Here is a 13967-nt window from a genome sequence, read left to right as displayed (position 1 = left end):
AATTGACAAAAAAATAATCGAGCTCTGCATTAGCCGCAGCGCATCATGCTGCTGGCCAATGCAGAGCCCACCTTATACGGAATACCAAACTTAAGGGTCGCCCAGAGCAGCCTAGAGCTCGACCGGAACCCATTCGTCGTGATTGCAGATAAAAGCCTCGGGGTCCTCGACGCTAAAGAAGACGAGCGTGGGATCGTTAGGCCCCTCATAGTGCTCGCTCAAGCGCTCAAGATGCTTCCACCCGGCCTCGCGCATTTCATCCGAAGCCCGGTCGTCCAGACCCGCACGTCCGCGCAGGATCAACCAACCATGGCCCGGCCACCAACTCGTGGCCTCAAAGCGCTGGTTTTGCAGCAGCTCTTGCCACACATCTTTGGTGCGCGCCGTTACAAACCACAGCTTGCCGTCCTGAATCTGCGCAAACGAGAACGGACGCACATGCGGCTGCCCGTCCACGCTCGTCGCTAGGTACCACGCCGGCACCGACGTCAGATACTCCAGCACCGCATTCAATCCGTCCACGTTTCCTCCTGTCATCTGACCAGTCTTTTTGGAATGGGCAGCTAATTTGGGAAATTAAAGCTCGAGGAGCTCTTCGCTGCCGTCGATATCGCAGAACCGCGCGGCAATGTTGCGGACCGAGAAGAACGCAAGGCGGCCATCGTTGGCACTATCGTGTTGCTCGCCAATGCCCACCATGTGCTTAAAGCCCGTCTGGCGCACCTTGTCACTCACGAATGCATCGTCCTCGAGTGCGGCCTCGCCAGTTAACACGATCCAGCACTCCCCCGGCTTCCAGCCCGATACCTCAAACTTGGGATTCTTGCTCAACTCCGCCCACACGTCCTTGTCGCGCGACGTGCAAAACCACAGCTTGTCGTTATCGACCATGGCAAACGAAAACGGCCTCACGCGGGGCTGATGCCCGTCGTTTGCATCGGTCGTGGCAAGATACCACGCCGGAATGCGTCTGAGATACGAGCAGACGCGCTCGAGCTGAGCCGTGCGATCGATGTCGGTCATAGAGACCCCTTTCTTGCGCTCGAATCGAGCTTAGACGAGTTGAAGATTGATAACGACAACGCATGCCACCAGCAGCGCCATCGCCACCGCGGCCAGTGCATCCCCGCGGCCAAACGTAAGCGCATGCAGACGCGTGCGTCCCCGCTCGCCGTGATAGCAGCGCGCATCCATGGCGGCCGAAAGCGTCTCGGCATGACGGAACACGCCAGTAAACAGCGGAATCGCCACACTGCCGAGCATGCGCACGCCACCGAGCGGACCGCCCGTCACGCGCGCGCCACGGCTTGCCTGTGCATCGGCCGTCTGTTTCATCTCGGTGGCAAATTGTGGCATAAACCGCAGTGCGATACCCATAATCATGCCGAGCTCGTGCGCCGGAAGCCCCACGCGCGCGAATGGTGCGAGCAGGCGCTCAAAACCCGCGGTGAGGTCGAGCGTCGGCGTGGTGAGCGTAATGGCGCTCATGCCGGCCATCATCATCGTCAGGCGACACGCCATAAACGTCGCAGAACGCAGCGAGCCCTCGCTCACCTGCAAAAAGCCAAACTGCCACAAAATGCGGCCACTCTGATCGGAAAACAGGTTGAGCACCGCGACCACCACGACAATCGCCAGCAGTGGTGCCATCGACGATAGGACCCGACGCAACGGAACCCGGGCCGCGACATAGACCAGCACGACAAAAATTGCGATCGGAACCAGCCCGCGGAAGCTGCCGACGGTGAGCGCAGTGATCAGAAATGCGAAACCTAGGAGCAACTTAGTACGCGGATCCAGGCGATGCACTGCGCTTTCCCCCGGATAGTAGCTGCCAAATGAGAATGCCTCCATTAGCAGCCCTCCTCTTGCGTGGCCATCTTGGAACCAGCCTGACGCGACGCCCTCAAAGGTCCGTCCGCACAGCCTAGCAGCATGCCGGCCAACTCGTCGGCCAGCGCCTCAACCGTATAAAGCTTGTCGCAGCGGAGCGGCACACCGGCTTGCACGAGCGACAATGCCATGCGCTGCGCAGCGGGAACGCCCAAACCGATCGATTTGAGCTCGTTCGCGTGCGCAAAAACCTGTGCGGGCGTTCCATCGGCAAACACCGCGCCCTCGTTCATCACAACGATACGGTCACAACAATTTGCCAGGTCATCCATGCTGTGCGAAACCATGACAACAGTCAGGCCCTCACGATGGAGCCGATCGATGAGCTCCAGGAAATCCCTGCGCGCAGCCGGATCGAGCCCCGCCATGGGCTCGTCGAGCACCAGGACCTCGGGCTCCATGGCGAGCACGCCGGCAAACGCCACGCGGCGCTGCTGACCGCCCGAAAGCTCAAAGGGGCTCTTGTCGCCTATCGCAGCAAGGTCGAGGCCCACGCGCGCAAGCGATGTTGCGACACGGCGAACTACCTCGTCTTGCGGCAGGCCAAGGTTGCGCGGGCCAAACGCCACGTCCTGCGCCACGGTCTCGGCAAATAGCTGGCGCTCGGGATACTGAAACACCACGCCGACCTTGGCCTTAACCGCGGAGGCGCCTTTCTTGCTTGATAGGTCGAGTCCCAGTGCGCAAACGCTCCCCTCCTGTGGACGAATCAGCCCGTTGAGATGCTGAACCAGCGTTGATTTACCCGAGCCGGTATGACCCGCCAGGCCCAGAAACTCGCCGCGACGCACCGTCAGCGAAACATCACGTAGCGCCCAGGGGCTGTTTGGATCGTTGCCCCAAAGAGTCTGTTTGCCCGATGCGCCCACAGTGGTCGAGCGCTTGCGCCATCGGCGGCGCTCGCGGGCGCTCAGCGAGTAACTATGCGAGAGGTGCGAAATCTCGATGACGGGTTCCGACGCGACCATCCCGTCGGCTGCAGAGGATGCATGGTCAAGCACACGAGAATCGGATGCGGAGGGCCGCCCAGCGACGTCCGCCCCGCTCCGCTCAGCATAAACCTGTGCAATCTCGGCGACCATATCCGCCTCACGTACCTGCACGCAAACGGGTACGCCCTTCGCGCGGAGTGCCCTACCTAGACAGCACGACGCCGGCATATCCAGGTTGAGCTGGGCAAGTTCGTCCGCCCGCGTCAAGATTTCCTCGGGCGCACCGAGCATGGCGACGCGCCCCGCCCGAAACACCGCGACACGATCGGCCTCGGCGGCCTCTTCCATAACGTGCGTAATCATCACGATGGTCATGCCGCGATCGCGCAACGCGCGGCAAACCTTCATGAGGCCCTTACGTCCACGCGGATCGAGCATCGAGGAAGCCTCGTCCAAAATGAGCACTCGCGGTTCCATGGCGAGCACGCCGGCAAGCGCCACGCGCTGCTTTTGGCCGCCCGAAAGTGCATGGGTCTCGTGGCGCTCAAAGCCCACCAGGCCCACACCCTTCAGCGCCTCGCGTACGCGCTGCGCAATTTGCGCCGATGGCACGCCAAGGTTTTCGGGACCAAACGCAACATCGTCCTCGACAAGCGTCGCCACAATCTGGTCGTCGGGATTCTGGAACACCATGCCCGCAGTCGAGCGGATGTCGTAGACCAGCTCGGGATCGGACGCGTCCATGCCGTTGATACGCACCGTTCCTGCATCGGGCTGCAGCAGCGCATTCAGATGCTTGGCAAACGTCGACTTGCCCGACCCATTGCCGCCGAGGATGCAGAAAAACTCGCCATCCTCGATGTTCAGATCGATACCGTCGAGCGCCGGCGTGACACCGTCATAGCTAAAGGAAACGCCTCGACAATCAATCATGCGCGGCCTTTGACCTGGTTCTTTTTAGGCGTGATGAGGTTGGAGACCGCCTTGTACACTGCAAGCGTGAGCACCGAGTTGAGCACGGTCTTGATAAGGTTGAACGGCAGCACGGCAGGAACCATGAGCGGAGCGATCGCATCGACCGAGCCATACCAGAACCATACGCCAATGGTAAGGTTTGCAACCATAGACAGCGCCGTAGCGGCAATGACGCCGAACACCAGGCCAATCACGGCACCCTTATAGGTATGCATCTTCTGGTAGACGATAGCCGCGGGCAGAATGTAGCCCAGCGTGGCAACCAGGTTCATAAGCGCACCGACCCAGTCACCCGTGGTGAGCGCGTGAATAACGATAGCCATAGCGGCAACAGCAGTACCGGCGCCGGGACCATACGCAAACCCGCACACCATCGCCGGCACCAGCGACGGGTCGTAGGTCAAAAACGGCGCCGAAGGAAGGATGGGCAGCTGCACGTACATAAACAGGGCGCCCAAGGCGCACATCAGCGCCATGGTAACGAGCTGTTTGGTGCTCCACCTATTCGTGTTCTCAAAATGGATATGCTGCGACTGTTCAGACATAAGATCACCTGCCTCTTTCATCCGGACTCTAACCGTTGGTACTGGGATCTCACCAGTTCAGCCGACATGCGAACCAACGCACGCACGGGTCGCGGACTCATCGGCTCGGACGCAGGTACCTCGCCTGCGCCACGGCGCCCCTCTGGCACCGTCCGATTTACCGCCAGTGGGGAATTTCACCCCGCCCTGAAACAGCAATTCCAAGTCTAGCACGGGCAGGCTTTCGCGCAAGTACGCCAAAGGTAATTTATGGTGGGGATCAGTTGCCGCAATAACCACGTTCCCCACCCATCCCACAGTAACGCGCCTTTCGCGCAAAGCGCGAAACAGCGTCCGGGATACGTATCCCCAACAACCACGTCCTTCTCCGCGAGCCGACTTCAAGGCCGTAAACGCAGGGGATCCGGGGGCGTGACGGGGTTTCTCTCCGGAACATTCCGCAGGACGCAAAGAGGCTCCGCAGCGCGAAGCGCGATGCGGAGCCTCTTTGCATGTCCGAGGACGTTCCGGAGAGAAACCCCGTCACGCCCCCGGGATTCCCGGTGGGAGTTCTAGACCTTGTCGGCCTTAGTACATACCGCCGCCCTGCTGACCAGCGGTAGCAGCAGCGATAGCATCCTCAAGCTGAGTGTTCTTGGGCACATCGGAAACCGTGGCCTCGGTGATGAGGATCAGGCTGGCGACAGAAGCAGCGTTCTGCAGGGTGACGCGGCTGACCTTGACGGGGTCGAGGACGCCCATCTCAATCATGTCGCCCCACTCGCCGCTGGCAGAGTTGAGACCCTGGCCAGCGGGCAGCTCGGCGACCTTGTCGACCACGACAGCGCCCTCAAAGCCAGCGTTCTTGGCAATGGTTGCGACCGGAGCGGTCAGAGCCTTCTTGACGATGTCGACGCCGATCTTCTCCTCGGGGTCGTCGATCTCGACTGCATCGAGCGCAGGAACAGCGTCCATGAAGGCGACGCCGCCGCCAGCGACAATGCCCTCCTCGACAGCAGCGCGGGTTGCCTGCAGGGCGTCCTCGACGCGGTGCTTGATCTCCTTGAGCTCGGACTCGGTGGCAGCGCCGACCTTGATGACGGCAACGCCACCGGAGAGCTTGGCCAGGCGCTCCTGGAGCTTCTCGCGGTCGAAGTCAGAGGTGGTGTTCTCCATCTCGCCCTTGATCTGAGCAATACGGGCGTCGATGGCCTCCTTGGAGCCAGCGCCGCCGACGATGACGGTGTTGTCCTTGGAGATGGTGACGGACTTAGCGGTACCGAGCATATCGGCGGTGATGTCAGCGACCTTCACGCCCAGCTCGTCCAGAGCAGCCTGACCACCGGTGAGGACGGCGATGTCCTCGAGAATGCGCTTGCGGCGATCGCCGTAGCCCGGAGCCTTGACGGCGCAGACGTTGAGGGCGCCGCGGATCTTGTTGAGGACGAGGGTGGGCAGAGCCTCGCCGTCGATGTCCTCAGCGATGATGAGCAGGCCACGGCCAGCGCGCTGGACAGCCTCGAGAACAGGCATGATGTCCTGGACGCTGGAGATCTTCTGGTCGGTGATGAGGATGTACGGATCCTTCATCACGGCCTCCATGCGGTCGTTGTCCGTGACGAAGTAAGCGGAGACGTAGCCCTTATCGAACTGCATGCCCTCGACGGTGTCGATGGTGATGTCGAACGTCTGGGAATCCTCGACGGTGATGACGCCGTCCTTGCCCACGACTTCCATGGCCTCGGCGATCTTCTCGCCGACCTCGGGGTCACCGGCGGAGATGGTACCGACGGAAGCAATCTGCTCCTTGGTCTCGACCGGCTTGGCCTGCTTCTTCATCTCGGCGACGGCGGCGTTGACGGCCTTGTCGATGCCGCGACGGATGGCCAGCGGGTTGGCGCCAGCGGCGACGTTGCGCAGGCCGTCGTTAACGATGGCCTGAGCGAGCAGGGTTGCGGTGGTGGTACCGTCACCCACGGTGTCGTTGGTCTTGGTGGCGACCTCCTTCACCAGCTGGGCACCCATGTTCTCGATGTTGTCCTCGAGCTCGATCTCCTTGGCGACGGAAACGCCGTCGTTGGTGATGGTCGGGGCACCGAACGTGCGCTGCAGGGCGACATAGCGGCCCTTGGGGCCCATGGTGACGGTAACGGCATCGGCCAGAGTGTTGACGCCCTTGGCGAGCTTAGCGCGGGCATCGGTATTGAACGTAATGTTCTTTGCCATGGTAGGTAATCCTCCAAAAGAAATGTGACTCACGTCGCCGCTTCCGAGTCCTATGCGGCGACCGCGTTCAAAGACGAATCAGAGAGCCTGATGAGACTAGGCCTCGACGACGGCGTAAATGTCGTCGGCGCGCATCAGCAGATACTTCTCGCCGTCGACCTTGACCTCGTTGCCACCGAACTTGCCGTAGATGACAACGTCGCCCTCCTTGACGTCCATGGGGATGCGCTCACCCTTGTCGTTGACCTTGCCAGCGCCAACGGCAATGACGGTGCCGCGCTGCGGCTTCTCCTGAGCGTTGCTGGCGATATACAGACCAGAAGCGGTCTTCTGCTCGGCCTCGTCGGGCTTGACCAGAACACGATCTGCAAGCGGCTTCAAAGACGACATGCTTGTCTCCTCCTTTTTGGGCCGCGTGGTTATGCCACGCGAATTAACCCTATTTGTTTGCGTACGCGTTGAATGGTACCCACGAATGGCGGGTTATACAACACAGAGTCAAAAAATCTTATTTTTTGGCACTTAGATTTTCTGAATGCCGGGGGGATAACTTGTGCGCAGCTCCCGTGTGGCGCCGGAGGGGCGGGGCATAAGGTTTCCTGCTCGGGCAGTCCTGCTCGCACGAAGGCCACATTACGTGGCCTTCGGCTCGTGCGGAACTCGCGATAAACCTTATATCCCGCCCCTCCGGCGCCACACGGGAGCCAAGTTAACTAGTTCGGGCGCGGCATTCAGAAACGCCAGTGCAGCAAAATGGCGATGCAGATGGGAACATGGGCATGGCTTTCGCTGCACGCACGGGTCCCCTGGGGAGCACCGTGCATTTTTGGGAGTATTCAGCAGACCAGGATGGCTGTATACGCGCCAGACACATCTTATTGGTCCCAAGGACGCCTTCGACCGGCGATTTGGGTCGGCAGGCAGACCCCATCAGGGCATAAAGGCATGCCTCGTGCCTGCCCGGACGCCAAAATGACATCAATCCCCATGACATTACCCGACCGCAACGGCGCCGGCAGAGCTCGCAGTGCTGAATACTCCGTTTTTTGCACGGCCCAGGCGGGGGTACATCAGGGCCAGAAAGAACATCCCAACCTTTTTATGCAATCTGTAATGGGAAGTATGCAAAACACCATGAGGCAGCATTGCAAATGTCCAATTTGAACGCGCGGGGCAGCAGCGCCTCCACCCCACGCACAAATCCGGCAGAGCAGGGACGCTCATAACGAGTCCCCACCGATATGCAGACGTGGCTCGAGCGCCATCCCAAAATAAGTCGCCCGGGCCGCGTTTAACGACACGGCATGAGCATCAGCGCTCGTAGATTACGTTACCCGCCAGGTAGGTGGCCTGAACCTTGGTGGCTTGCAGCTCTTGGGGGTCAACGGTGAGCGGGTTTTGGTCCAAGACTACCAGGTCAGCATACTTGCCGGGCTCCAAGCTGCCGAGGTTTTGCTCGTCGCCTGCCGCATAGGCGCTGCCCAAGGTGTAGTTGCGCAAAGCCGTTGCCGCGTCGATGCGCTCGCTCGGCAACCAGCCGCCCTCGGGCCAGTGGCTTTTGGGGTCCTGGCGCGTGATAGCCGTGTAGAGCACGTCCATGCTGGTAACGGGCGTGATGGGGCTGTCGGTACCGAAGGCTTGGCGAATGCCGCGCTGCTTATAGGTTGCGAACGGCCACATGATGCGGCTGCGCTCCAAGCCCAAATCGCGCTCCGGTCCACCCGGGTCGAGCGTAATGTGGCAGGGCTGGCTCGAGGCGACGACGTTGAGCTTGCGCAGGCGATCGATGTCCTCGGGCAGGAGGTTCTCCAGGTGCTCGAGCGTGTTGTGGCCGTGCTGGGGCAGGCCGTACAGACCGGCGGCTTCCTCGAAGATATCCAGCGCGGCATGAATCGCACCGTCGCCGATAACGTGGATGCGCACGGCGCGGCCGCGCTCCGCAGCCGCCAGAACCAGCTTGCGCATGCGCTCGGCGGAAACCGTCAGACGGCCTTGGTCGCCCGGGAAGCGCGGATTGGTATAGGGCTCGGTGAGATATGCCGTATGTTCGCTCGACACGCCATCAAAGAACTGCTTAAAGCCCGGCGCCGAAAGCAGTGCGTTGTTCGCGTAACGTTCCTGCAGCTCTTCTAGACGCGACTGGTCATCCAGCAGCGTGGGGAACAGATGGGCACGAATGCCCAGCTTGCCGGCTGTCTGCAGTTTGTCGTAGACGTCGTCGCGGATAAAATCGCAGCCCGGCATGGGCATGAGCGACATGTCGCAGATCGAGGTGATGCCCTGCTCGGCCATGCGCCTCATTTGATCGGCGTAAGCGCTTGCGATGCGATCTTCGCCCAGCCACTCAAGGCAGCGCGGCAACAGCTGCATGGCGGCCGCCTCGTGAGCAATGCCCGTGAGCTCACCGTTTGCGTCCTTGTCGTAGCTGCCGCCCGCTGGCGGCTCGCTATCGCGCGTGACGCCGAGCGCCTCGAGAGCGCGACTGTTGAGCCACAGCGTGTGGCCGTCGCCCGAGTACATAACGCAGGGACGATCGGGAAATACCGCATCGAGCGACGCCTTGGTAGGATGCTCGGGCGGGTCCCAACGGTAGTCGCGCCAGCCCTGCGTCACAACCCAAGCGTCGTCGGGCAGATCCTGGGAAAACTCGAGAACGTGCTGCACCAGCGCCACCTCGGACGTGCCCCCATCCATAAGCATATACGGCGATGAACCGACCGAGGTATGAAAGAAGTGCAGATGAGCGTCATGGAAACCGGGGCAGACAAACTGCTCGCCGTAGTCGATAACCGGCGTGGCGGCAGGAGCGGCGGCGATCACGTCATCGGGCTTGCCGACTGCGACGATACGGTCGCCTGCGATGGCAATCGCCAGCTCACGGGCGGTATCGATGCCATCTTGCGAGGTAAAGACGTTCTTAGAGCGGATAATCCGATCGATATGTTGCATGGGCATCCCCATCTCTGGCAGGAAATTCAACACCCCCGAGTGTACTCCACCGCCACAGCTGCAAAACGTCAAGCGGTAAACGGCACCTTTCCCAACCCCAACGGCCCCGTCTGCCCCTTGGGGACGGGGTAGAAATGGTAGATTTCAAGCTTGAAAGCCGCATCCAAGGCTGCGTGCATAAGCAATTTGGACCTGTCAAGGTTACGGAGGTATCCATTTCTACCATTTCTGCCCCGTCCCCAAATGGCAGGTGGCATACTGGAAAGAGCCTGTACGATTTTGCGATAAACCAGCAAGGAGCAAATCGACCATGACGAAGACCAAGGCACAGCAGATTATGGCAGCGACCGAGGCCCGCGCGGCTGATGACGTCACCGCAGCCATCCAAGATATCGCCGCCGAGTTTGAGCCCTACATCATCAAGCAGCGCCGGCACTTCCATAAGCACCCGGAGCTGAGCCTCGCCGAAGAGCGCACGACTTCTGACATCGCCAACCAGCTCGACGCCATGAATATCCCCTACGAGCGCCCGCTTAAGACGGGCCTGGTGGCGACCCTTCGCGGCACCGCACCCGACGCCTACCGCGAGGACGGCACGCCGCGCCGCCGCATCCTGCTGCGCGCGGATATCGACGCCCTACCCGTCACCGAGCAGACCGGCGAGGAGTTCGCCAGCGTCAACGAGGGCTGCATGCACGCCTGCGGCCACGACTGCCACATTGCCATGATGCTCGGCACGCTGCAGATCCTGCGCCATATGACCGACGACATCCACGGCGAGGTCCGCATCGTCTTCCAACCCAGTGAGGAAAACGGCCAAGGCGCCAAACTCATGATCGGCACGGGCGTGCTCGACGGCGTCGATGGCGCCTACGCTGCACACATCTGGAGTGAGGTCGACGCCGGCACCGTAAGCTGCGAGCCCGGTCCGCGCATGGCCAATACCGACTGGTTCCGCATTAATGTCCGCGGGACCTCGTGCCACGGCGCCATGCCCCAGCGCGGCCACGACGCCGTCATGGTGGCGGCCGAGATCGTCAACGCCCTGCAGACCATCGTTTCGCGCGAGATCAGCCCCTACGAGCCGGCCGTCATTACCGTCGGCGAGCTGCACGGCGGCACCGCGCGCAACGTTATCGCCGGTACCGCCTACCTCGCCGGCACGGTGCGCACCTATGGCGATTCGACGCACGAGGAAATGCCCGAGCTCATGCGCCGCATCGTAGAGCACACTGCGGCGGCCCTGGGCGCCGAGGCTGAACTTACCGACTACACCATCGCCAACTACAAGGTCGAAAACGACGTCGCCTCGAGTGAGCGTTGTCGTCAGGCCGTGGTCAAGTGTCTGGGTGCAGCCGGCGAAGGCCATTATCGCGGCACGCTTTCGGGCGAGGATTTTTCGGAGTACCTGCGCCGTGTACCGGGTGTGCTTGCCTTTGTGGGCACGCGCAACCCCAAGATTGGCGCCACGTACGCCCAGCACTCCTGCTTCTATAAGATCGACGAGAGCGTGCTCGCCAAGGGCTCCATGGTAGCCGCTCAGTATGCCATCGACTTTTTGGCCGAGCCCACGCAAGAGGAGCTCGACGGCCCCGCTATCGCCGCGGTTGCCGAGACCAATCCCGATCTGGCAGCCAAGCTACGCTCTGCCAAGGCGATGTCCGCCGAGGCTCGTGACGCCATCCATGATGCCCGCACGGCTCGCCATGCCGCGATCAAGGGCATCCACGAAGCTCGCACCGCCGCTCGTCACGAGGAGAAGCACAACGAGTAGTCGAATCGCGACCATCTCGCAGCCGTAGCCACATCGCGATGTCAAAGCAGGGGCGGACGTTTCGACACGTCCGCCCCCGCTCATTCGTCAAGCACTATTTCTACCATTTCCACCCCGTCCCCAAATGGCAGGTGACAGGGCTACTCGTCTTGCGGGTCCTCGTCGGAGCTTGGCGCGGGCTCCGTCGTGGGCTCGGACTCCGTCGTGGGCTCGGACTCCGGCGCAGATCCCGGGACAGACTCAGGCTCGGGCTCAGGCGCGACATCCGGAGCGCTGTAACCCGAAGGAGCGGACTTCTTCTCGAAGGGCAATACAAAAGTCAGGACGTCGTCCTTGTCCTCGTCGGCCCACTCGCTTGCATAACGTGCGACCCAATAGCCAACGGCACGGTGCTTGAGCATCTTGCCAAAGACCGTTAGAAATACGGTGACGAAAGCGATCAGCACCAGGAACAGCACGAGTGAGATGCCACCGCCGGTAACAATTGCCTCAATACCCGTAGGACGATAGTAGTAGCTATACATACCGACAGAGGCAATAGCGCCAAAGACCGCCGTCAAGATCCATGTGACAACGTTGGCGACCAGGCCCGTCAAAAACTCGGGAAGGAATGAAGCGCAGAACAGCTTGGTCTTATTGTTCTTAAAGGCCGCCCAGACCTTGTCGAGCGAAAACGCGCTCTCGACGCGACCGGTCACCGCAAAGTGCATCACGGCGATATCGGCGAACATCTTAAAGAAGACTCCCAGGACCGCCGTGGCAATCATAGCCAGGACAAGCAGGCCAAGCGAGCCAAACAGCGCAGTCTCGAGCGCAGAAGAGCCGTAATACGAATACGAGCCCGCCGCGCCAATTACCACGCTCTCCACCAGCGAAAGCACTACACCAATAACGGGAATGGCAGCGATAATCTCGAGCACGACCGAAATAACGCTCGAAAAGACCCCGAGGCCAAACGATGTGGAACGCATCAACGGACGATCCATGCCGTCATCGATCTTAAGCGACAGGTCGCGACCCCACTCGATGCCAAAGCCCGAACCGCACACACTCGCCACGCAGGCGGCCAAAAAGCCGATGGCAGCTGCAATACCGCCGATAATGGGAATGAACAGCACGAGCACCGACACGACACAGATAAGCGCCGGCAAAAAAGCAATCTGGCACACGCGCTGCAGCACGCCCGGAGTCTTGGTCATGTCTTGGAACGCCTGAGCCACACAGCCCTTTGGCGCATTCGCCACGGGCGGTTGCGGAACAAACTGCTGGGACTGAGACTGTCCCTGGGGAGCGGGGCCGGCGGCCTTGACCTCGGTATTAGGGGCACCGCACACGCCGCAGAACTTGTCGTTATCGCCCATGGGGGCGCCACACTGCGAACAGAACATCGAAATCATCCCTTCGTATCTGGAGCGAATCACCTGGATCGCAAACGACGTCTTTGGCAACATTATCGCGCAATGTGGGGACAAATACCCCAAGATGACCGATTTGAAACGTAGGCGGCTTTATTCAATGGTTCGAAGGGTATATCCGCGCTAGTTCGTGCCGCGGAAGCCCTTGCCCACGATCTCGGAGCTGTCAACGATCGTGATAAACGCATCCGGATCGATATCGCGGGTATAGCGGCGCAGTTGCACTGCCTCGCGACGGCTCAACACGCTCATGATCACTGTGACGCAATTGCCCGAGAAGGCACCGTAGCCGCGGCTGATCGTTGCCGTGCGGTTGAGATGCTTAACGATAAACTCCTCGACTTTGCGCGGTTCGGAGCAAATAATCGTACAGACCTTGCGCAAGTGAATGCTCTCGATGGCCTTGTCGACCACAAGCGTCTTGGCAAACAGGCCGAGCACGCAGTACAGGCCAACGCGCGGACCGTACAAAAAGGCCGCGATGGTCACGATGCCGATATCGACCAGTAGCAAGGCGCGTCCGATCTCGAGCGTCGTGCGACGCTTGAGGATCATGGCAAGGATATCGGTGCCGCCCGTCGAGGCGCCAATGTCAAAAACAATGGCACTGCCCAGCGCCGGCAAGATAACGGCAAAACACAGGTCGAGCCACATATCGCCCGTCATCGAAACATCCGTCGGAATGAAGAACTCAAACAGCGAGACGTAGGCCGAAAGCGCAAACGAGGCAAAAACGCTCCACAGGATTGCCTTGCGCTCCAAAAAGATAAAGCCCAAGACGACGAGAACCGCATTGATGATCCACATAAAGACGCCGACGGGCAGAGTCGGGAACAGCGTGGAAAGTATGACCGACACGCCCGAGGTTCCGCCAAAAGCAAAATGATTAGGGGTTTTAAACGCAACGATGGCGAACGCCGTGAGGATCAGGCCCAGATTGAGCTCGGCGAAAAAGCGCGGGAAGCCCGGCTCCTGGCTGCGCTTTTGACCGGCACGCTCGCCGCGCTCGATATCGGCGCGATCGACCACGCGCTCCATCGGCACCACGGGAGGACGATGCACCTCCTCGGCGGCACGCGATGCCGCCTCTGCCGCGGCGGCCTCAATCGCCCATGCCTTGCTTTCTGTTTCGTGCTCGTCGGCCATTACGGCAACCCCTCGTTAACAATTTGGAAACAATGCGCCCATTAGGGTAACGCGGAACGCGAAGATTGCAACCCTAAGTTAGACGAGCGGAATGACTACATCGAGGGCATATAGAAAACGGTCGACCGCACTT

Annotated in this window: 11 protein-coding genes and 1 riboswitch; of the genes, 1 reads left to right on the top strand and 10 read right to left on the bottom strand. The window is 60.7% G+C overall.

Going from position 1 to position 13967, the window contains the following annotated elements:
• Positions 1–111: 111 nt before the first annotated feature.
• The 8 genes from FYJ40_RS01095 to FYJ40_RS01060 form a co-directional block, all read right to left on the bottom strand.
• Entirely contained in the window at positions 112–522 is a 411-nt protein-coding gene (locus FYJ40_RS01095) for a pyridoxamine 5'-phosphate oxidase family protein (protein ID WP_370450536.1), read from the bottom strand.
• 54 nt (positions 523–576) lie between these two features.
• On the bottom strand, positions 577–1023 hold the full coding sequence (locus FYJ40_RS01090; protein ID WP_154514803.1) for a pyridoxamine 5'-phosphate oxidase family protein: 447 nt from the start codon (positions 1021–1023) through the stop codon (positions 577–579).
• Between the two features lie 30 nt (positions 1024–1053).
• Positions 1054–1854: an energy-coupling factor transporter transmembrane protein EcfT gene (locus FYJ40_RS01085; protein ID WP_154514805.1), complete on the bottom strand. Its 801-nt coding sequence runs from the start codon at positions 1852–1854 to the stop codon at positions 1054–1056.
• Entirely contained in the window at positions 1854–3758 is a 1905-nt protein-coding gene (locus tag FYJ40_RS01080) for an energy-coupling factor transporter ATPase (protein WP_154514807.1), read from the bottom strand. Before FYJ40_RS01080 ends, FYJ40_RS01085 begins: the two co-directional genes overlap by 1 nt.
• Entirely contained in the window at positions 3755–4345 is a 591-nt protein-coding gene (locus FYJ40_RS01075) for an ECF transporter S component (protein ID WP_229770605.1), read from the bottom strand. The genes FYJ40_RS01080 and FYJ40_RS01075 overlap by 4 nt, the downstream gene beginning before the upstream one ends.
• A gap of 5 nt (positions 4346–4350) precedes the next feature.
• A riboswitch (FMN riboswitch) is annotated at positions 4351–4543 on the bottom strand.
• 369 nt (positions 4544–4912) lie between these two features.
• On the bottom strand, positions 4913–6550 hold the full coding sequence (groL, locus tag FYJ40_RS01070) for a chaperonin GroEL (protein WP_154514811.1): 1638 nt from the start codon (positions 6548–6550) through the stop codon (positions 4913–4915).
• 96 nt (positions 6551–6646) lie between these two features.
• Positions 6647–6940, bottom strand: coding sequence for a co-chaperone GroES (gene groES, locus FYJ40_RS01065; RefSeq protein ID WP_154514813.1), 294 nt, complete (start codon positions 6938–6940; stop codon positions 6647–6649).
• 921 nt (positions 6941–7861) lie between these two features.
• Positions 7862–9505 (bottom strand): amidohydrolase, encoded by a 1644-nt coding sequence (locus tag FYJ40_RS01060; protein WP_229770604.1) that lies wholly within the window; start codon positions 9503–9505, stop codon positions 7862–7864.
• A 304-nt stretch (positions 9506–9809) separates the two neighbouring features.
• Here FYJ40_RS01060 and FYJ40_RS01055 point away from each other — a divergent pair, with 304 nt between their 5' ends.
• The gene (locus FYJ40_RS01055) at positions 9810–11273 is read left to right on the top strand and encodes a M20 family metallopeptidase (protein ID WP_154514815.1); all 1464 of its coding nucleotides are present in this window, start codon (positions 9810–9812) and stop codon (positions 11271–11273) included.
• Positions 11274–11413: 140 nt separating this feature from the next.
• On the opposite strand, the gene FYJ40_RS01050 is transcribed toward FYJ40_RS01055, so the two are convergent.
• Both FYJ40_RS01050 and FYJ40_RS01045 read right to left on the bottom strand, forming a co-directional pair.
• Positions 11414–12661: a zinc-ribbon domain-containing protein gene (locus FYJ40_RS01050; protein WP_195838498.1), complete on the bottom strand. Its 1248-nt coding sequence runs from the start codon at positions 12659–12661 to the stop codon at positions 11414–11416.
• A 150-nt stretch (positions 12662–12811) separates the two neighbouring features.
• A complete protein-coding gene (locus tag FYJ40_RS01045; protein ID WP_154514819.1) occupies positions 12812–13834 on the bottom strand; it encodes a YitT family protein in 1023 nt (340 codons plus the stop codon).
• Positions 13835–13967: the final 133 nt, after the last annotated feature.

Source organism: Collinsella sp. WCA1-178-WT-3 (M1) (assembly GCF_009696325.1).
GTDB lineage: Bacteria > Actinomycetota > Coriobacteriia > Coriobacteriales > Coriobacteriaceae > Collinsella.
Note: the sequence above shows the minus strand (reverse complement) of the source record. Positions and strands in the feature narration are given on the sequence as shown.